We start from the raw sequence: 20,614 nt of genomic DNA, 5'->3' as shown, positions 1-20,614 counted from the left end.
GAGTCCGGCACGCGAGAACCGCGAGGGTCGCCGCGGCCGTGAACTGCGCACGACCGCAGCGGCGCCGGCGACTTGCTCTCATTCGCCCAATGGTATCGGTCAAGACCAGCCATGGCGAAGTTCACAACGCTGACTAACGATCTGTACGCCTACATGTCCGGCCATCGGAGCGATCGGGATCCTCTCCTGGCGAAGCTGGTGGAGGAGACGAAGGGTCTCGGGCCCATTTCGATGATGCAGATTGCGCCCGACCAGGGTGCCTTGCTGTCGCTGCTCACGCGGATCTCCGGCACCCGGAATGCGATCGAGATCGGTACCTTCACCGGCTACAGCGCGCTGTCGATCGCGCGCGGACTCCCGGCGGACGGCACCCTCCTGTGCTGCGATTCCAGTGAGGAATGGACAGCGATCGCCCGGAAGTACTTCGAGCTTGCGGGCCTCACCGACAAGATCGAGCTTCGGATCGGACCGGCGCTCGAGACCCTGGACCAGATGGATCGCTCGGAACAGTTCGACCTCGCCTTCATCGACGCCGACAAGACGAACTACTCGGCCTACTACGAGGATCTGCTGCCGCGGCTGCGGCCGGGCGGATTGATGCTGTTCGACAACGTCCTCTGGGGTGGAAGCATCATCGACGTTACGAACACGCAGGATGGCACGAAAGCGATCCGCGCCTTGAACGACCAGGTTCGGGACGACCCGCGGCTCGAGACTGTCATGCTTCCGGTGGGCGACGGTCTCACGATCGCCCGCAAGCGCCACGCCGAAGAGATGGACTGACCCGCCGCCGCGCCCTTAGCTTCGCGGCTCGGGCGTCCCTTAGCTTCGTTCGTAGCGCCAGCCGTCGGCTACCATCCAGAGGCGGTGCCGCGGGCCGGGCGCATCGGCGTCGGACGTCTCGTACCCGGCGTCTCCGTGGTACAGGGCCACCGCTCCGCCTTCGGTCATGGCGACGTGAGTCGCGAAGCGCTGCGGCTCGTTCTGCCTCGCCCAGCGCAGGGTATCCTCGACGTCGGCCAGCGGCGCGAGTTGTTCGAGCGTAATCCACGTGGGCGGGCTGAGTTCGATCTCGCCCCTGTTGCGACGCTCCAGGGCGTCGGCGGGCCGCATCCAGGCGTGGTCGCGGATCTCGTGGTCGTCGATCAGGACGGCATCCGTCGTCGCGGCGGCGAGGAAGAACCAGGTGATGTAGCGCTTGGGCGCGATCTCGGGCGGCGTCCAATGGGAGAACGGGACGAGGGCGTTCTCGTCCAACGTGAGACCGGCTTCTTCCTTAGCTTCGCGGACGGCGGTGCGGCGGGCGGTCTGGATCTCGCCTGCCGACCCGGTGCGGTCATCGTCGTCGACGCGCCCGCCGGGGAAGACCCAATGGCCTCCGGCGAAAGCGATCCGCGAATCGCGGCGGACCATGAGGAGTTCGAGTCCCTCGGCGCCATCGCGAACGAGCACGACCGTTGCGGCGTCCATCGTCTTCGACGCCATGGGCTACCCCTTCTCGCTCGGGCCGATCGAGGTCACCGGGATATCGTTCAGGGATTTTGTGATGTGATGGGCCTTCCCGAGCAGCCTCGCGTCCATGCCCGGGTCGGGGACGCCGACGACCATCATCCCGGCTGCGAGCGCGGCCTCGACGCCGGCCGGGGCATCCTCGAAGACCAGGCAGGTGGTCGGGTCGGCTCCGAGTCCGGCGGCGGCGAGCAGGAAGATGTCCGGAGCGGGCTTCCCGCGTTGGATTCGGGGATCGTCGCCGAGGACGATCTGATCGAACAGCTCGAACCAGTCGCCGTGCCGCCTCGTCTTTAGGTCGAACACGTCGCGTTGCGAGCTGGTGGCAACGGCCATCGGGACGCCGCGCTCGGATAAAGACCGAACGAGATCCACGGCGCCCGGCATGGGGTCGGCCTCGGGCATGCGGGTCTGGAAGACGACTTCGCGCTCCTCGAGGTACTGCTCGGCGGTGATGGGAAGATCGAGTGTCGTAACGAGGTAGCGAGCCGATTCGATCGAGGGGCGGCCGACCATCTGGCTCTTGATCGACCAGTCGAAGGTCTTGCCCCACCGGCCGACGATGGCCTGCGTGACCTCGGTGTAGATCCGCTCGGTGTCGAGGAGGACGCCGTCCATGTCGAAAATGACGTCCTGTGGGCGGCGGGGGAGGTCCATGTCTGTGGCTTCGCATGCGGCCTCGGGCCTCGCCACTCCGCATGGCCAGGCGGGGGTCTTTCCAGTACAGGGGAGAGATGACTCGTGCCTTCGTGGTTGGGCTGGTGATGGCGGCCTGTGTGCTGTCCCTCGGTCGTCTCCCCGAGGCGGGGGCGATGGTGGTCGATCGGATTGTCGCAACCGTGGACGGTTCGCCCATCACACAGTTCGAGCTGGAGCGGTTCATCCGCCTGAATGGGGGCGTCGACCCCAACTCGGTGACCAAGCAAGACCGCGCCAAGGCCCTCGAGATGCTGATCGGCGAAACGCTCGTTCGGCTCGAGAGCCGTCGGCTGGGCCTGGGGGTCTCGCAGCAGGACGTCGATCTCTACATCGAGGAGATCAAGCGCGGGAACAATCTCGACGAGTCGACCCTCACCGAGGCGCTCGCCCAACAGGGGTTCACGGTGGAGACCTACAAGGTTCAGGTCGCGAAGGAGCTCCTGAAGAACCAGCTCATCATGCGCCAGATCCGCGACAAGGTTCAGGTAACGTCGGGCGACGTTCAGAAGTTCTACGTCGACAACAAGGAGATGTTTGCGAAGACCGGGTCGGTGCACATTCGCCAGATCTTCTTCGTCTTGTCCCCGCAGGCCTCGGAGCAAGAGCAGCAGCAGGTCGCGATGGTGGCCCAACGGGTGGTCCAAGAGCTCCAGGCCGGGCGGCCCTTCCCGGCCGTCGCGAAGAAGTACTCGCAGGGCCCTGAAGCGGCAGACGGGGGAAGTCTCGGCTGGATGGAGAAGGGCCAGATGATCCCGCAGCTCGAACAGATCGCGTTCTCGCTGCGCAAAGGAGAGGTTGGCCCGCCCGTGCGAACCGGGGCCGGCGTCCACATCCTCACGGTGGACGATACGAAGGCCAGTGAATACGTGCCGCTCGCCGACGTGGAAGCGCAGATCACGGAGCGCCTCTACGGGGAGGCGGTCGAAGAGCGTTTCCAGGACTACGTCGAGTCGGACCTGACGCAGGGCCACTCGATCGTGCGTCGTCTCGATCCGGCGAGCGTCGCCGCGCCGGGCGCGACGACGGCCGAGGAGCCGTCGGAATCTGATGGCGGAGCAGAAGCTTCCAGCTCTAGCGATCACGCTGGGTGATCCCGCCGGGATCGGCCCGGAGGTTGCTCTCCGCGCGCTGGTCGCGCCGCGCCGGCTGAAGGCCCGCGCCCTTCTGGTGGGCGACGTCGCTGCCACGCAGGCCTGCATACGTCGGCTGAAGTCGCCGCTCAGGGTCGTGCCGATGTCTCTGGAGGATGTGGTTCGCGAGGGGGTGCCTTCGGGCAGCTCGGTGGCTCTCGTCCCTCCCGGAGTGAAGAGCCCACTGCCGCCTCTGCGGGCCACGCAGCGCAGGCCGGGAAAGCCCGGTCGCGCGGGAGCGAAGGTTGCCTTCGAGGCGATTCGCACCTCGGTGCATCTTGCGAAGCTGGGTGTCGTGGGCGCCCTTTGCACGGCGCCGGTCAGTAAGGAGTGGTTCGCGCGCGCCGGCGTCGCCCGGACCGGACATACCGAGATCCTCGGCAAAGAGTGCGGCGTTGACGACGTTCGAATGATGATGGCGGTGGACGATCTGCGGGTGGTGCTCGCGACGATCCATCTTCCGCTTCGCGGCGTCGCACGTGCCCTCGACGTGGATGGTATCGCCGACACGATCGAGATGACGGCCGAGCACCTGCGTCGCTGGTGGGGGATCCGTCGCCCTCGTATCGCCGTCGCGGCGCTCAACCCCCACGCGGGCGATGGCGGCATCTATGGAGACGAGGAGGCTCGGATCATTGCGCCGGCGCTCCGCCGTGCGCGCCGGCGGGGCATCGCGGCGACGGGGCCCTACCCGGCCGACACCCTCTTTTCCGCCCTCGGACCGCCTGCCGACGCGATCATCGCGATGTACCACGACCAGGGGCTCGTCCCGATCAAGCAGCGCGACGTCCACCGTGCGGTGAACGTGACGCTCGGCCTGCCGTTCGTGCGGACCTCACCCGATCATGGCACAGCCTACGATCTCGCGGGGAAAGGGCGTGCCGACCCGAGCAGCATGCGAGCTGCGTTGGAACTCGCTCTCGAACTCGCGCCAGCGCATCGGCGGTAGGACTGACCGCTCCACGGTCACGCATGAGAATGACACCCACGATCTTCCGCGAGTACGACATTCGCGGCGTCGCCGGGGAGGAGTTCGACGCTAGTTTCGCATGGGCCCTCGGCCGCGCCTTCGGGTCGCGCGTCCGGCGGCTTCATCCCGAGCGGGAGGTGTTGGTGGCGGTCGGGCGCGACTGTCGGCTCACGTCGGACGAGTACGCGAATGCGCTGATCCGAGGGCTCGTCGAGTGTGGTGTGCAGGTCCTGGACATCGGACAGTGCCCGACCCCGCTGCTGTACTTCTCCCTCTTCCACTACTCGGTCGATGGAGGCGTCGAGGTGACCGCGAGCCACAATGCGGCCGATTACAACGGCTTCAAGATGTGCCTCGGGCGAGACTCGATGCACGGCGAGGCCATCACCTCGCTGCGCGGCGAGATCGAGGCGCGGAACTTCGTCGACGGAGAGGGTTGCGTCGAGACGGCCGAGATCCTCGAGCCCTACCTCGACTACTGCAAAAAGCAGTTCGGAACGCTGCCGCGTCGCCTCAAGGTAGTCGCCGATGCGGGCAACGGTGTTGGCGGCCCTGTGGGACCAAGGGTTCTGGAGAACCTCGGGTGTGAGGTGATCGCTCTGCACTGCGAACCCGACGGCCGGTTCCCGAACCACCATCCGGACCCCACGGTCGAGGAGAACCTCGAAGACCTCATCCGCACCGTCGCCGCGGAAGGCGCAGACCTGGGCGTCGCGTTCGACGGAGATGCCGACCGATTGGGTGTCGTCGCGCCGGGCGGGAAGATTCTGTGGGGAGACGAACTGCTGGTGATCTTCGCCCGGGAGATCCTGGCGCGCCGTCCCGGCAGCGTCGTCATCAGCGAGGTGAAGTGCTCGCGGCGGCTCTTCGACGAGGTCACGCGGCTCGGAGGTCGGCCGATCATGTGGAAGGCCGGCCACTCCCTGATCAAGGCTAAGATGAAGGAGACCGACGCCGTGGTGGGCGCGGAGATGAGCGGACACCTGTTCTTCGGGGATCGGTTCTTCGGCTACGACGATGCCGTTTACGCCGCGGCGCGCCTCATCGAAATCCTCGCCAGCACCGACGGCAAGCTGGTGGACCTACTCGCGGGTCTCCCTGAGGCGCACGCCACGCCTGAGCTTCGGGTGGACTGTTCCGACACGACGAAGTTCGCCGTGGCCGCTCGGGTGACCGAACTTCTGCGCGCCGACTGGCCGGTGAACGACATCGACGGGGTGCGCGCCGACTTCGGCGACGGCTGGGGCCTCGTGCGGGCGTCGAACACTCAGCCCGCCCTGGTCCTCCGCTTCGAAGCGGGGAGTGAAGCCCGTCGCGACGAGCTTCGTGCCCTGGTGGAGGCGGTCGTGGCGAAGGCGCGGGCCGAGATCGAGGGTGGCTCCCCGGAGATCCCCTGATGAGGGGATGCGTTTTGGTGGGCGCTCGGCATACGCTGAGTTTCGAGACTTTGGAATGGTGGGCGGAGGCTCCCAGGGCACGGGCGACGCTCACCGGTCGCGGAACGGAGATTCTCCGGCTCATCACGAAGTGTTTCAGCTTGGCGGAGATCGCATCCCTGCTGTCGATCTCGGCCCACACCGTGACCTCCCACGTTCGGCGCATCTACGAGAAGCTCGAGGTGAATTCCCGCAGCGAGGCCGTATACGACGCCGTCGAGCAGGGCCTGATCCGGATGGATGAGTAGCCCCTGACTCCTGCGCCCCCTGATGGACGAGACCGGCGCGCTTCGCTAGCTAGGCCCGGAGACACCACAGGAAAAGGGAGCCCGTCATGGAAGAAGTCTGGATCGTCGAAGCCGTCCGTAGTCCGATTGGTCGCCGCAAAGGCGCGCTTTCCGGAGTCATGCCTGCCGACCTGCTCGGTGCCGTCCAAAAGGCGGCGGTCGAGCGTTCCGGCATCGATCCGGATCAGGTGGGCCAGGTCGTCGGCGGCTGCGTCTCGCAAGTGGGCGAGCAGTCCTTCAACATCGCGCGCGTCGCTTGGCTCGCGGCCGGGCTCCCGCTCGAGGTCGCTTCGACCACGATCGACAGCCAGTGCGGTTCGTCTCAGCAGGCGACGTCAGTCGCGGCCGGCTTGATCGGCTCGGGCATCGAGGACGTCGTTCTGGCTTGTGGCGTCGAGATGATGACGCGCGTCCCGCTCGGCTCGAACATGAAGGGCGGCTTTCCGATGACGCCGGCTTACGTCGAGCACTTCGCGCCGACGTCTCAGTTCCAGGGCGCGGAGATGATCGTCGAGGAGTACGGCATCACCCGCGAGGATACCGATCGCTTCGGCTTGCTCAGCCAGCAGCATGCCGCCGAGGCCTGGGGAGAAGGCCGCTTTGATCGGGAGATCGCGCCGATCACCGCGCCGGTCCTCGATGACGAGAAGAATCCTACCGCTGCCATGCACGAGGTTACACGCGACGAGGGGCTTCGTGAGACTTCGCTCGAGAAGCTCGGCACTCTGAAGGCGGTACAAGAGGGGGGTGTCCATACTGCGGGCACGTCCTCGCAGGTCTCCGACGGTGCGTCGGCGGTCCTGCTGGCGTCGCCGGCGAAGGCGAAGGCGCTCGGATTGAAGCCGCGCGCTCGTATCACCGCCACGACCCTCGTGGGTTGCGACCCGGTGACGATGTTAAAGGGCCCGATCCCGGCTTCGCATAAGGTCCTGAAGCAAAGCGGCCTGTCGATCGATCAGATCGACACCTTCGAGGTGAACGAGGCCTTCGCCGCGGTCGTGCTGGCCTGGCAGAAGGAGCTGAAGCCCAACCCCGAGCGCGTGAACCCGAACGGCGGTGCGATCGCTCTCGGTCACCCGACGGGATGCACGGGCGCACGCCTTCTGACGACGGCTCTCCACGAGCTCGAGCGGACCGGCGGCAAATACGGTCTCATCTCGATGTGTTGTGGCGGTGGGCTCGGCACCGGTACCATCATCGAGCGTCTCTGATTTGGGTCGCCCGGCGGCGTTGCGAGGAGGCATGATGCTGCGCTTCGTCGCTCTGGGAATCACTCTGCTGGCGGTGGCGTGGGCGGTCTGGCCTACGCCACCGCACGCGCCGCCGCTGCGTCTGTCGGATGGTCGGTTCCCGAACATTCTGCTGCTGACGATCGATACGCTTCGTGCCGATCACCTGGGGTACGTGGAAAGCGGTCCGAACGACCTGACGCCGTCCCTGGATGCGCTGACGAACGCCGGCACCGCCTTCCTGGCGGCGAGCACGCCGGCGCCGACAACCCGCGCCGCGACGGCCGCCCTGCTGACCGGTGCGTACCGGGGCGGCCACGGGGTTCGCGGCAACGGATGGTCTTTGGGCAAGCGGTCTCCCGTTCTCGCTGAACTCCTCGGGGCGGCGGGGTACCGGACCGCGGCGTTCTTCGGCAACGGGATCCTCGCCGCCGAGTACGGCTTCGGCCGCGGCTTCGAACTCTACGATTCCTTCGCGAAGTTCCGCGGCCGTGGGTTCTCCAAGGACGAAGTGGGTGTCGATCGCGCGCGCGACTGGCTCGCGAACGCGCCCCCCGAGCCCTGGTTCTTGTGGGTTCATCTGATGGACCCGCACGGCCCGTATGATTCGGCGCCGCCCGAGGCGCGCGAGAAGGTCGCACGCGAGGATCCGCGGCCCGAGACAGTCCTCGAGATGAGCAAGAAGAACACGGGTCTGGGCGTGATCCCGAAGTACCAGAAGATCCAGCGGACGAATCGCGCCTCCGTCTACCGTTGGCGGTATCGGGGAGAGGTGCACCACAGCGATGCGCAGGCAGGGCGGCTGCTTACGACTCTCGAGGAACTCGGGCTTGCGGGCGATACCCTGATCGTACTCACCGCGGACCACGGTGAGGGGTTGGGGGATCACGACTACTTCTTCCAGCATGGCTGGTTCCCGTTCGAAGGTTCCGTCGCCATCCCATTGGCGTTCCGGCTCCCCGGCCGGGTCGGGGCGGGTGTGAAGCTCGAGTCGCCCGTCAGTCTGGTCGACGTGACGCCGACGGTTCTCGGTGGTTTGGGGCTCCCCATCCCCGATTCGATGGACGGTCGCGACCTCTCGGGTGCGCTCTCCGCGAGCCGCTCGATCCCGATGCGAGAGGGGCCGGTCTTCACGGCGTCCACGCTGCTGAGCGGCATGTCCGCCGTCCGGCTGGGGCGCTGGAAGCTCGTGCACACGCCGCCGCCGCCGGCCCAGATACGGCCCGAGGACCCTTGGAAGTCCGACTACGCCACCGAAGAGAGCTTCCGTCTCTACGACATCGACGCCGACCCCGGAGAAGCCGCGGATCTCTCCGCCGAGCACCCCGCGGAACAGGCGCGGCTCCGCGCCCTGCTGGCAGTCTGGGAGAGCGAGCAAAACCTCCACATCGGGGTCGACCGGACGCCTCCGGCCGACGTCGACCCCCGGCTCCAGGACATGCTTCGCTCGCTCGGATACGTCGATTGAAGGCGAAATTGCGGCGAATCTCGTTCGACGCCTGTGCGGAGGAAATCGTTGACGCCCGGGCTCTTTCTTGGCTAGGCGTAAGGCTTACCCCCCTGGGGACCTTATGAAATTAGGTAATAGGAACGAACACGTTCTCGACGCGATCGATTTGAAGATCCTCGAGACGGTACAGGCGGACTGCAAGATCCCGCTCGCTCGGGTGGGTGAGCAGGTCGGACTTTCGGCGCCCTCGGTCATCGATCGGATCAAGAAGCTCGAGAGCGCTGGGGTCATCACCGGCTATCATGCGGCGCTCGATTCTCAGGAGTTGGGACTCGACGTCACGGCCTTCATCGGGGTCGAACATGGCCAGTTGGCCGACGTCACCGAGTTCGAAAACCTCGTCGGCGCACTCGAAGGCGTGCTCGAGTGTCACCACGTCACGGGACAGCACACGTTCTTGCTCAAGGCCAAGACCGAAAACACGTCCTCACTCGAAAGCCTGATCAGCCAGATCCGGAACATTCCCGGCGTGGCCCGGACCGAGACCATGGTGGTCCTGTCCACGCACATCGAACGCTCTCAGGTTCCGCTGCCGGGTGAGCCCACCCAGACGCAGAACTCGTCACCGAGACGCCGTTCGCGGGCGACGGGGAACAAGCCCGTCGCTGCCGCGTCATGAGGGTCCGGGTCCCACACCTTACGAGAGGCTGGAAATGAAGAACGAAACGGAATTTGCCGAGCTACGACGCCTTCAGCGCGAGGCGGAGAGCGGTGGGCTGTACCGCTCCGAGCAGGAGCACGACGCATGTGGTGTTGGCTTCGTCGTCAACATGCACGGCAAGCGATCGCACGACATCATCGAGAAGGGCCTCCGGATCCTCGAGAACCTGACTCACCGTGGTGCCTGCGGCTGTGATCCGCTCACGGGCGACGGCGCCGGGATGTTGATGCAGATTCCGCACGATTTCCTCGCTCGGGAGTGCCGCGAGATCGGCTTCGAGCTCCCCGACGAGGGGGGCTACGGCGTCGGCACGGTTTTTCTCCCGCGCGACGTCTTCGAGCGCAACGCGTGCCTCGAGACGTTCGAGAAGGTGATCCACGAAGAAGGGCAGAAATTCCTCGGATGGCGTGTCGTGCCGGTCGACGAGAGCGCGGCGGGCCCGCTCGCTCGCTCCTCGATGCCCGAGATCCGCCAGGTCTTCATCGGCGCTGGGCGTGGGGCAGACGACGCGGCGGCACTCGAGCGCAAGCTGTACGTCATTCGCAAGCGGGTCGAAGCCGACGTCCGGAACTCCGACTTGAAGGACTCCGAGTCGTTCTACGTCCCGAGTCTCTCGTCGCGGACCTTGGTCTACAAGGGGCTCCTTCTTCCCGAGCAGATCCCTGCGTTCTTCAAGGACCTGCGTGACCCCGCGCTCGTGAGTGCGATCTCCCTGGTTCACCAGCGCTTTAGCACCAACACACTTCCGTCGTGGGATCGCGCTCATCCCTACCGGATGGTGGCTCACAACGGCGAGATCAATACCCTGCGCGGGAACGTCAACTGGATGCGCGCCCGGCAGAAGATGTTCATCTCCGAGGCGTTTGGTGAGGACGTCGAGAAGATTCTGCCGGTGATCCAGCCCGACGGCAGTGACTCCGCCGGGTTTGACAACGCCCTCGAGCTGCTCTCGCACACCGGGCGTTCGTTGCCGCACGCGGTGATGATGATGATTCCCGAGGCCTGGCAGAAGCACGAAGCCATGAGCCAGGGGAAGCGCGACTTCTACGAGTACCATGCGTGTCTCATGGAGCCGTGGGACGGTCCCGCCTCGATCGCTTTCACGGACGGATCGATGATCGGAGCGGTCCTCGACCGGAACGGTCTTCGCCCGTCGCGCTACGTGGTGACGAAGGATGGCCTCGTCGTCATGGCGTCGGAAGTCGGCGTTCTCGACATCCCCGACGAAGACGTCATCGCCAAGAACCGTCTTCAGCCGGGACGCATGTTTCTCGTCGACACCGCCCAGGGGCGGATCATCGACGACGAAGAAATCAAGAACCAGATGGCCGACCGCAAGCCGTGGGGCGAGTGGATTGGCGAGAACCTGATTCGCTTCGAGGATCTCCCTGCCGCCGATCCGAGTGAGGTCGTATCGGATCACGGCCAGGAGCGTCTCCTGACGCTGCAAAAGGCGTTCGGCTACTCGCGCGAAGACGTCAGGATCCTGATGACCCCCATGGCCCAGAACGGCATGGAGGGCATCGGGTCGATGGGGAACGACACGCCGCTCGCGGCGTTGTCCGACAAACCCCAGCTTCTGTTCAATTATTTCAAGCAGCTCTTCGCGCAGGTCACGAACCCGCCGATCGATCCGATCCGCGAGGAACTCGTGATGTCGTTGAAGACGACTCTCGGTTCGGAAGAGAACCTGTTCGGCGAGAGCCCGCAGCACTGCCGTCAGCTCGAACTCGAGCAGCCGGTTCTGACGAACGAGGCGCTGGCGCGGATCAAGAAGCTGTCGAAGCCCGGTTTCAAAGCGGTGACGCTGCAGACGCTGTACCGCGTGGCAGACGGCGCGAGCGCCCTCGCGTCGGCTCTCGACGAGCTGTGTGCTCAGGCTTCGGCTGCGGTGGCGGGAGGCGCAACGACCCTGGTTCTCTGCGATCGTCAGGTCGACGAGGCGAACGCCGCGATTCCGAGTTTGCTCGCGACGGCGGCCGTGCACCATCACCTCATTCGCGAGGGGACGCGCACCCGGTGCGGCATCATCGTCGAGTCCGGAGAGCCCCGCGAGGTGCAGCACTTCGCGCTGCTCTCGGGTTACGGCGCCGGCGCTGTGAACCCGTACGTCGCGCTCGAGTCCCTCAGTCAGCAGATCCGCGAAGGCGTTCTAAAGGACGTCGACCCGGCGGAGGCCGCTGAGCACTACATCAAGGCGGTCGGCAAGGGCCTCTTCAAGGTCATGAGCAAGATGGGGATCTCGACGCTCCAGAGCTACCGGGGCGCGCAGATCTACGAGGCTGTCGGTCTCAACCACTCCGTCATCGACAAGTACTTCACCTGGACCGCGTCGCAGGTAGAAGGCGTCGGGCTCGACGTTCTCGCGCAGGAATGCGCGATGCGGCACCAGGATGCGTTCGACTCGATCACGGCGAAGGACGAGGAGCTCAATCCGGGCGGTCAGTATCAGTGGCGTCGGCGCGGTGAGCACCACGCTTACAATCCGGACACGATCGCGCGCCTGCAGCACTCGGTGCGCAACGGCAGCTATCCGCAGTTCAAGGAGTACACCGCCCTCGTCAACGACGAGAGCAAGCAGCGCTGTACGCTGCGAGGGCTGCTCGAATTCAAGAAGGGTCGCTCGATTCCGATCGACGAGGTGGAGCCCACTTCCGAAATCGTAAAGCGGTTCAAGACCGGTGCGATGTCACTCGGTTCGATCAGTCGGGAAGCGCACGAGAACCTGGCGATCGCGATGAACCGCCTCGGCGGCAAGTCGAATACCGGCGAAGGCGGCGAAGATCCGGTTCGCTACACGCTCGACGAGAACGGCGACTCGCGCCGGAGCTCGATCAAGCAGGTGGCGTCCGGCCGCTTCGGGGTCACGAGCCACTACCTCGTCAACGCCGACGAGCTGCAGATCAAGATGGCTCAGGGTGCCAAGCCAGGCGAGGGTGGACAGCTTCCGGGTCACAAGGTCGACGAGTACATCGCCAAGATCCGCTACTCGACGCCGGGTGTCGGTCTCATCTCGCCGCCGCCGCATCACGACATCTACTCGATCGAGGATCTTTCTCAGTTGATCCACGATTTGAAGAACTCGAACAACCAGGCGCGCGTCTGCGTGAAGCTGGTTTCCGAGGTCGGTGTCGGGACGGTCGCGGCCGGTGTCTCGAAGGGCAAGGCGGACGTTGTTCTCATCAGTGGGTACGAGGGGGGCACGGGTGCCTCGCCGCTCACCTCGATCAAGCACGCGGGTCTCCCCTGGGAATTGGGTCTTGCCGAGACCCAACAGGTTCTCGTGATGAACGACCTCCGGGGGCGCATCAAGGTCGAGACCGACGGACAGTTGAAGACGGGTCGCGACGTTGCGATTGCGACGATGCTCGGCGCTGAGGAGTACGGGTTTGCGAGCTCGGCCCTCATCGCATCGGGCTGCATCATGATGCGCGTGTGTCATCTGAACACCTGTCCGGTCGGCATCGCGACGCAGGATCCGAAGCTCCGGGAGCGCTTTACCGGCAAGCCGGAGCACGTGGTGAACTACCTCACGTACATCGCGGAGGAAGTGCGCGAGATCATGGCGGAGCTCGGCTTCCGGACGATCGAGCAGATGGTGGGCCGCGTCGACATGCTCGATTCGGTCGATGCCGTTGGTCACTGGAAGGCCAAGGGAATCGATCTCACCCAGATCCTTCATAAGCCGGAGGTTCCGTCGGGCGTCGCGATCCACTGGGTCGAGCCGCAGGATCACGGGCTCGACAAGGCGCTCGACAATCAGATCATCGAGCTGTCGAACGACGCCCTCGAGAACAAGAAGCCCGTCGAGTTCGCGCTCCCGATCAGGAACGTGAACCGGACGGTCTGTACGATGCTCTCTGCGGAGATCTCACGCCGGCATGGGCAGCCGGGACTGCCGCCCGAGACGATTAAGATCCACTTCCGTGGCTCTGCCGGGAACAGTTTCGGCGCCTTTCTCGCGAGCGGAATCTCGATACGCCTCGAAGGCGATGCGAACGATTACTTCGGCAAGGGAATGTCGGCCGGCCGGATTGTCGTCCACCCATCGGAGGCTTCCACCTTCGTTCCCGAAGAGAACATCATCGTCGGAAACGTCTCGCTCTATGGCGCGACGGGGGGCGAGGTCTTCTTGCGGGGGATGGCGGGCGAGCGGTTCTGTGTGAGGAACAGCGGTGTCGCCGCCGTCGTCGAAGGCGTCGGCGATCACGGTTGTGAGTACATGACCGGAGGCACTGTCGTGGTCCTCGGCGAGACCGGCCGAAACTTCGCAGCAGGGATGAGTGGCGGCATTGCCTACATCTACGATCCCGAGAACACCACCGAGCAGAATCTGAACCCCGGAATGGTGGAGCTCGAGCCACTGTCGGACGAAGATGACGCGACGGTACACGACCTCGTTCGTCGCCATTACGATTACACCCAAAGCCAAGTTGCTTGGCGGATCCTCTCGGGCTGGAAGCAGCTCGTCGGAAATTTTCGCAAGGTGATGCCGGTCGAGTACCGGCGTGTGCTCGCGCAGCGCGCAGCCGCAAGCCGTTAGGTCCGGCGAGCGAGACCGGACAGGAGACGTACTGTGGGAAAGATCACTGGGTTTATGGAGTTCGAACGGGAGCTGCCGAAGCGTCGGCCGGTAGCGGACCGTCTGAAGGACTGGAACGAGCTCGAAGGGAAGCACAGCGACGAGGCGCTCTCGGAGCAGGGTGCGCGTTGCATGGATTGCGGAATCCCCTTCTGCCACAAGGGCTGCCCGCTCGGGAACATCATTCCCGACTGGAACGACTTCATCTTCCGGGGCCGTTGGGAAGAAGGGATCGAGCGTCTGCACTCGACCAACAACTTCCCGGAGTTCACCGGCCGCGTCTGTCCCGCGCCGTGTGAAGAAGCGTGCGTGCTCAACATCAATGAGAGCCCGGTCACCATCAAGCAGATCGAGAAGCAGATCATCGATCGCGCTTTCAAAGAGGGCTGGGTCAAGCCACAGATTGCCGACAAGAAGACGGGCAAGAAGGTCGCCGTGATCGGCTCGGGGCCCGCGGGCATGGCTTGCGCGCAACAGCTTGCGCGCGCCGGCCACGACGTCACGCTCTTCGAGCGTGCCGATCGCATCGGCGGTCTGATGCGCTACGGCATCCCTGACTTCAAGATGGAGAAGCACCTCATCGATCGGCGCATGGAACAGATGGCGGCCGAGGGTGTGACGTTCCGCACCGGAGTCAACGTGGGTGTCGACGTCACCGTTGATCAGCTGAAGAACGACTTCGATGCGGTGGTGCTCTCGACCGGCGCCACGCACGCGCGTGACCTGCCCGTTCCGGGCCGCGACCTCGACGGCGTTCATCTGGCGATGGACTTCCTCCCGCAGCAGAACAAGGTCGTGGCGGGGGACACCGTCGACGGTCAGATCACGGCGACCGGCAAGAAAGTCGTCATCTTGGGTGGTGGCGATACGGGTTCGGATTGTCTGGGCACCTCGAATCGTCAGGGCGCCGTGTCCGTTCACCAGTTCGAACTCCTCCCGAAGCCGCCGGATGAGCGAAGCGCCGGCGGCGTCGCCGCTTGGCCTCAATGGCCGATGATTCTGCGCACTTCGTCGTCCCACGAAGAGGGAGTGGAGCGAGACTGGTGCATCAACACCAAGAGCTTCAGTGGCGACCAGGAAGGACGTGTTCGCAAGCTGCACGGCGTGCGACTCGAGTGGGAGAAGCCCGAAGACGGCGGTCGTCCCAAGATGATCGAGATCCCGGGAAGCGAGTTTGAGATCGAGGCCGATCTGGTGCTCTTCGCGCTCGGTTTCCTCGGCCCGGACAAGCCCCTTCTGGAAGGCCTCGGCACGGACCTGGACGGGCGGGGGAACATCGTCGCGAACCCCAGTTACGCGACCAGCGTCCCGGGCGTGTTCGCTTGCGGTGACGCTCGGCGGGGCCAGTCCCTGGTCGTGTGGGCAATCTGGGAGGGCCGTGAAGCGGCGCGTGGAGTCGACGAGTTCCTGATGGGCGAAACCACCCTGCCCGCAAGCCCGATGCTGTAGGTTAGAGAGAACCGGCGTCAGGAGGATTCGGCGGCCCAACCCTCGCATTCGCCAACGGGTATGGGTGGGTAGCGGGGGTATGCCGGGTCGTCGGCTGCGAGCCCGCAGAGCCAAAACACGCTCCCGCTGCCGGATTCGATTCGCCGGACGTGCCGGCACGACGCGCACAGGCCCGCAGCCTTTTCCTCCTCACCTCTCAAGGCGACGCAGTTTCGCACGCGGCGCAGAGCGCCCCAACCGCTTTGTCGATGGCGGTGCTCGGGCACTCGTGGTACCCCGCTGTGGAGTCCGCCCGCAGCCTGGGGTGGCCCTGCCCGGAGGGAATTACGAGCGACAGGCGACCGAAGAATCCGACCCTCCTAAAGGCAGCACCCGTCCGTCCGGTGCGGCCCGACGAGGAGCGAGATTTCGACGTCCTCCTCGAAGATCTGCGTCGTGAGCGCGACCGGATCGATGACGAGCGGGGGCGTCTCGAGCAGCAGTGTCGTGAGCTTCGTGAACGAATTGATGAGGCGACGGCGCGCGCGCAACGCGACGAAGCGCTCATCCTCATGCAGCACAAAGAGTTCCAGGTTCTGAGTGAGACGCTGCGCAAGGTCTTCTCCTCTCACACTTGGCGGCTCGGGTCGCCTCTTCGAACCGTTGCTCAGCGGCTGCGGAGTGTCCTCGGGCTGCCCGATCCCTCGAGGATTAATCCGGGCGCCAAGCGCCAGCTCGCGGGTGTCTTATCGAAGGCGGCATTGCTTCTCTCGGGATGCCCGGGCGATGCGAAGCGCTATCGTTGTGACCATCTTTCGGAGCAGCTCGAATCGCTCGGGGTGAGTACCGAATCGGCCACGCAAGGCGAGATCGATCTGACGGACGCGCTCGACTGCTTTTCGATCTTCGTTCTCCATCGCGTTGCGTACGATCGAAACATCGACTGGTTCCTTCGCAAGGCGAGTGAGCGCGGCGCGGTGGTCTTGTTCGACACCGACGATTGGGTCTTCGATCCGGAGGCGTATCGTTACATCGATACCGCCGGGATGAGCGAGCGCGACCAGAAGCTTTACCGTACCGGGCTCGAGCGCTACCGCGAGACGATTGCGCGCTCACACGGGATGGTCGTGTCGACCGACGCCCTATTCGAACTCGCGTCCGGTCTTCAGAAGGATGTACGCACGCTCCCGAACGTCGTGAGCGGAGAGATGATGCAACTCGCCACGGCAGCCCGCGCGGGGACGACTTCCCGACGCATGGGCGGCGTCGGCACGAGCGTCACGTTGGGCTATCTGAGCGGGACTCCGACCCATCGCAAGGACTTTGCCGTCGCGGAGGAAGCGATCGAGTGGGCCCTCGATACGTATCCGTCCGTCCGGTTGCTGACAGTCGGACACATTGACGTCTCCGACCGCTTCGGCCGTTTCGGCGAGCGATTCCAGCACATGCCGCTCATGCCGTGGCAGCGTCTGGCGGACACCCTCGCTCGGATCGACGTGAATCTGGCGCCCCTCGAACCGGGCAACCCCTTCACTGCGTCAAAGAGTGCGCTCAAATTCTTGGAAGCGGCGCTCGTCGGCGTCCCTACCATTGCGTCGCCCATGCCGGACTTCCGCCGCGCGATCGACCAAAAGGTCACGGGCTGGCTCGCAGAGACGCCGGCGGAGTGGCGCGAGGCACTCGGGCATCTCATCGAGTCTCCGGATGCGGCCCGCGAGATGGGCGAGAGCGCCCGGGACTGCGTGCTCGCAAAGCACACAACCGCGAGTCAGGCGGTTCATGCCCTCGAGACGGTTCGCTCTTTCGCGCCGTCTACCGAGGGACGGCCGCTTACGATCAACTGGATTCTGCGCGCGCCCATCGCCGGTACCGGCGGGGGATATTGGACAATCTTCCGGCTCGCGAATTTCCTCGGGGCCGCCGGGCACCGAGTACGCGTGTACATCGAGCCGATCGCGCACCTCGAGGGGAAGTCCCACGAGGAGATCGAACAGTTCCTCGAAGAGAACTTCGGTCCGCTGCGCGTTCAGACCGTCGTGGGGCACGATCGGATCCTTCCCGCCGATGCGACCATCGCAACGAACTGGCCCACCGCGTACACGGTCGCCGGGCAGCAGGACAGCCTCTTCCGGTTCTACTTCGTTCAGGACTTCGAGCCGGAGTTCTACTCCGACCGCGATCCACTATATCGCGAGGCGGAGCGAACGTACGACTTGCCTCTGCAGCACGTGTGCATAGGCCGTTCTTTGGCGGCGCGACTCGGGCGGCTCACGGGACGTCCTACCGAACGCATCGACTTCGCAGTCGACACGGAGATCTTCCGAACCCAGGTGCGTGCCGCCGACCGTTCCGGACCTACCCGTGTGCTCTTCTTCGCGCGTCCGGGGATCAAACGGCGTGGGTTCGATCTTGGGGTCGAAGCGCTCGAACGCTTCGCGCGCGAGCGTCCTGAGGTTGAGATCTGCATGTTTGGCGCCGAGGACGAAGAGCTACGAGGCGTGCGGTTCCCGTTCACCAACCTCGGAGTTCTCGGTCACTACGAACTCGCCCGTGTAATGAACGAAGCGCACATCCTGCTCTGCTTCTCCTTGTCCGCGAACGTGTCTTGGGTCCCGCTCCAGGCGATGGCCTGCGGATGTGCGGTCGTGGAGGCCGACGTCCCGGGCGTTCGGGAGATGGTCCAAAGCGACACCTGCCTTCTTGCGAAACCGTCCGGGCCTGAGGTGACGGAGGCTCTGGTTCGCCTGGTCGATGACGATGATCTCCGGTGTCGTCTGGCCGAGAACGCAGCGGCCGCTCTGGCCGAGCGCTCGTGGGAGAGCTCCGCGCGCCAGTTCGAACAGATTCTGCAGAAGCGCTGCTTTGTGCGAGCCGCGGGAAGCGGATCGGCGCAGCCCGCGGAAGCCGCGGACGAGAGAAAGGCCCGCGCCGCGACAGCGGGCTAGGAGCCTGACCCAAGATGGATTGGCGGTAGGTCGTCGTGAGCCCTCTGGGGCCAGGCTCCTACCGCGGGGTCCAGCTTTCTCCGTCGAGAGAGGCCCGTTGTTCGCGCTCGAGCTTCCGTAGGTGAGAGCGGACGGACGTGCCGGCAGCGGGATGCAGGAACTTCGGCACGTCGGCGTACATCTGGACGACCATCTCTCCGACGTCGGAAACGCCTTGCTTCAAGAGCTCGACGATCTGGTCTTCGCGTAGCTCGCGGTGGGCGATGTACTGGCGGATCTTTCCGCTGGCATCGTGAATCGCCGGCCCGTGCGCGGGATAGAGCACCGCAGGCTCCAACTCGAGAAGGTGTTGGAGAGACTGCATGTAGTCCAGGAGGTCGCCGCCGTGTTCGGGGATCACCGTCGTGCCGGCACCGAGGACGACGTCACCCGTGAAGATCGCGCGCTCCTCGCGCAGCAGATAGCAGAGATGATCTTCCGCGTGCCCCGGCGTGTGGATGGCCTCGAGCGTCGCGCCTTCGGTCTCGATGACTTCGCCGTCGTCGATCGCGACGATGTCGTCTCCGGCCTTGCCGTCCATTCCTTCCCAGAGCCGCTTCTTCACAGGCATCGGGCCGAACTTTTCGCGAATCTGCGGACATCCACCAATGTGGTCGGCATGGGCGTGTGTCAGGACGATCTCGGCCGGCGTACGGCCGTCGAGGGTCTTCTCGAGCAGGGGTATATAGCTCTCCATGCCCTGTCCGGTGTCGAGGATCAGCGGGCGGCGGGAAGTCCCGACGATGTACGTATTCGTTCCGGGCCCGGTGAAGGGTCCCGGGTTCTGCCCGAGGACCGTCTCGACGCGGTCGCTCCATTTGTCGATGTCCGGCATCGACAGGCCGATCATGTTGCCCTGGACGATACGGCCGGGGCGATCGGTCATTGCGGCGAGGCGCTATGGGCCGCGACCGTCACGCGGCCGATCCATTTGTGGTACTTGCCGTCGTAGCCGACGGCGGCCTGCTGCTCGCGGACGTGGGCCATCAGAGCGTCGACGTCGGTTCGGGGCTTCGCATCCGCACCGATGTGCTCGACGAGGAACTCGGCGATCTTGCGGCTGTGCTTGCGCGAGGCGACGAGGTTGCCCTTGCCGGTGATGACGTTGCCGCAGCCGAAGACGTTCTCGAACGTGGTGACGCGGCCGTGCTCTTTGTCGTCGAGCCGGAGGAACTCTCCATCCATCGGCAGGCCCTTGATCGGCATCGGGATCGAGCCGATCGACGAGATCACCATGGGTGCTTCGACATTTTGAATGTCGCCGGGGACGATGACTGCTTTGCCGTCGTCGCCGAGTTTCGTGCGAGCGAAGCGCAATCCGTCGAGCATGTCGCCGTGCGTGAGCAGACCGATGGGGCTCCAGAGCGGATCGACCCGAAACAGGTACTTGCGCTGGGCCTTCTGGAGGATGCGGCGTCGCACGGACTCGACCTTCGTCAGCTGCTCGGACGTTGCGTTCGGCGGTGCCTCGGCGAGAGGCATGTCTTCGACGCGGCGCCGGTAGTAGAGCGTGCAGCCTTTGAGCCCCAGGTCTTCCCACTTGAGATTGTGGGAGGCCAAAGTCTCGGTAATGCCGTCGACCTCCATCTCGAAGAGGTCTTGCTGGATGCCGCGCTCGGCGAGCTTGCGCGCCGTGCTCTCGAGTTGGAGGACCTTCGCGACGTCGATCGAGGCAAGTCCGCCACCGACGACGGCCGTCCCGTCGTGGATCTCGTAGGAGGGGCCGTCGTAGCCGGTTTCGCGGTAGTGGTTGAACCAGTAGATGAAAGGGTTCTGGTACACGAGGCCGCGGTTGATGTAGGAATCTGCTCCCGAGACCGGCAGGCCACGATCCCGCCAGGCGCCGTTGGCCAGGATCACGAGGTCGAAGCCCCATTCCCGCAAGAGCTGGTCGAACGAGACTTCGCGTCCGATGCCGGTGCGCGGGATGAAGTGCACGCCGTCACGCGTGAGCTTCGAGTCGATCAGCCCGTATTCCTTCTCGCGCAGCGCCTTGTGCCAGGCGGGGAGTCCATCCTCGACCTTGCCGTAGGGGCGGTCGTTCTGCTCAAAGACGACGCAGAGCGCGCCCTCGGCGGCGAGTCGATCTGCCGCCTCGGCACCTGCGGTTGCACCGCCGATGATTGCGATGTGCGCGCGGTATGCTGCACCTTCGGACATTGCGAAATGGGTCGGATGCACACGGAGCC

16 protein-coding genes are annotated in these 20,614 nt (G+C 65.0%); 11 read left to right on the top strand and 5 right to left on the bottom strand.

Annotated features, from left to right (window positions below; translation table 11 throughout):
* The first annotated feature begins 111 nt into the window (after positions 1-111).
* Positions 112-783 (top strand): class I SAM-dependent methyltransferase, encoded by a 672-nt coding sequence (locus P8R42_25720; GenBank protein ID MDG2307992.1) that lies wholly within the window; start codon positions 112-114, stop codon positions 781-783.
* A gap of 39 nt (positions 784-822) precedes the next feature.
* Here P8R42_25720 and P8R42_25715 read toward each other — a convergent pair whose 3' ends face one another.
* Together P8R42_25715 and P8R42_25710 are read right to left on the bottom strand one after the other, a co-directional pair.
* Positions 823-1,485, bottom strand: coding sequence for an NUDIX hydrolase (locus P8R42_25715; GenBank protein MDG2307991.1), 663 nt, complete (start codon positions 1,483-1,485; stop codon positions 823-825).
* A 3-nt stretch (positions 1,486-1,488) separates the two neighbouring features.
* The gene (locus P8R42_25710; protein MDG2307990.1) at positions 1,489-2,166 is read right to left on the bottom strand and encodes an HAD-IA family hydrolase; all 678 of its coding nucleotides are present in this window, start codon (positions 2,164-2,166) and stop codon (positions 1,489-1,491) included.
* A 77-nt stretch (positions 2,167-2,243) separates the two neighbouring features.
* On the opposite strand from P8R42_25710, the gene P8R42_25705 reads away from it, so the two are divergent.
* The 9 genes from P8R42_25705 (at position 2,244) to P8R42_25665 (ending at position 15,462) form a co-directional block, all read left to right on the top strand.
* Positions 2,244-3,299: a peptidylprolyl isomerase gene (locus P8R42_25705; GenBank protein MDG2307989.1), complete on the top strand. Its 1,056-nt coding sequence runs from the start codon at positions 2,244-2,246 to the stop codon at positions 3,297-3,299.
* A complete protein-coding gene (gene pdxA / locus P8R42_25700; protein ID MDG2307988.1) occupies positions 3,256-4,287 on the top strand; it encodes a 4-hydroxythreonine-4-phosphate dehydrogenase PdxA in 1,032 nt (343 codons plus the stop codon). Before P8R42_25705 ends, pdxA begins: the two co-directional genes overlap by 44 nt.
* A gap of 29 nt (positions 4,288-4,316) precedes the next feature.
* The gene (locus P8R42_25695; GenBank protein ID MDG2307987.1) at positions 4,317-5,705 is read left to right on the top strand and encodes a phosphomannomutase/phosphoglucomutase; all 1,389 of its coding nucleotides are present in this window, start codon (positions 4,317-4,319) and stop codon (positions 5,703-5,705) included.
* Entirely contained in the window at positions 5,705-5,992 is a 288-nt protein-coding gene (locus tag P8R42_25690; GenBank protein ID MDG2307986.1) for a LuxR C-terminal-related transcriptional regulator, read from the top strand. The genes P8R42_25695 and P8R42_25690 overlap by 1 nt, the downstream gene beginning before the upstream one ends.
* 86 nt (positions 5,993-6,078) lie before the next feature.
* Positions 6,079-7,242, top strand: coding sequence for a steroid 3-ketoacyl-CoA thiolase (locus P8R42_25685; protein ID MDG2307985.1), 1,164 nt, complete (start codon positions 6,079-6,081; stop codon positions 7,240-7,242).
* A 34-nt stretch (positions 7,243-7,276) separates the two neighbouring features.
* A complete protein-coding gene (locus tag P8R42_25680) occupies positions 7,277-8,728 on the top strand; it encodes a sulfatase-like hydrolase/transferase (GenBank protein MDG2307984.1) in 1,452 nt (483 codons plus the stop codon).
* A 103-nt stretch (positions 8,729-8,831) separates the two neighbouring features.
* Entirely contained in the window at positions 8,832-9,389 is a 558-nt protein-coding gene (locus P8R42_25675) for an Lrp/AsnC family transcriptional regulator (GenBank protein MDG2307983.1), read from the top strand.
* 34 nt (positions 9,390-9,423) lie between these two features.
* Positions 9,424-13,974: a glutamate synthase large subunit gene (gene gltB, locus P8R42_25670; protein MDG2307982.1), complete on the top strand. Its 4,551-nt coding sequence runs from the start codon at positions 9,424-9,426 to the stop codon at positions 13,972-13,974.
* A gap of 33 nt (positions 13,975-14,007) precedes the next feature.
* Positions 14,008-15,462, top strand: a complete 1,455-nt coding sequence (locus tag P8R42_25665; GenBank protein ID MDG2307981.1) for a glutamate synthase subunit beta — start codon at positions 14,008-14,010, stop codon at positions 15,460-15,462.
* Between the two features lie 359 nt (positions 15,463-15,821).
* Here P8R42_25665 and P8R42_25660 read toward each other — a convergent pair whose 3' ends face one another.
* Positions 15,822-16,022, bottom strand: coding sequence for a hypothetical protein (locus tag P8R42_25660; GenBank protein MDG2307980.1), 201 nt, complete (start codon positions 16,020-16,022; stop codon positions 15,822-15,824).
* Between P8R42_25660 and P8R42_25655 the strand changes: the two genes are divergently transcribed.
* Positions 16,014-18,386 (top strand): glycosyltransferase, encoded by a 2,373-nt coding sequence (locus P8R42_25655; protein MDG2307979.1) that lies wholly within the window; start codon positions 16,014-16,016, stop codon positions 18,384-18,386. The genes P8R42_25660 and P8R42_25655 overlap by 9 nt on opposite strands.
* A 58-nt stretch (positions 18,387-18,444) precedes the next feature.
* On the opposite strand, the gene P8R42_25650 is transcribed toward P8R42_25655, so the two are convergent.
* The gene (locus P8R42_25650; GenBank protein ID MDG2307978.1) at positions 18,445-19,311 is read right to left on the bottom strand and encodes a beta-lactamase-like protein 2; all 867 of its coding nucleotides are present in this window, start codon (positions 19,309-19,311) and stop codon (positions 18,445-18,447) included.
* Positions 19,308-20,585: a hypothetical protein gene (locus tag P8R42_25645; protein MDG2307977.1), complete on the bottom strand. Its 1,278-nt coding sequence runs from the start codon at positions 20,583-20,585 to the stop codon at positions 19,308-19,310. The genes P8R42_25650 and P8R42_25645 overlap by 4 nt, the downstream gene beginning before the upstream one ends.
* Positions 20,586-20,614 lie beyond the last annotated feature (29 nt).

The organism is Candidatus Binatia bacterium (assembly GCA_029243485.1).
In the GTDB taxonomy this organism is placed as follows: domain Bacteria; phylum Desulfobacterota; class Binatia; order UBA12015; family UBA12015; genus VGTG01.
This window is presented reverse-complemented; position numbering and strand designations above follow the sequence as displayed.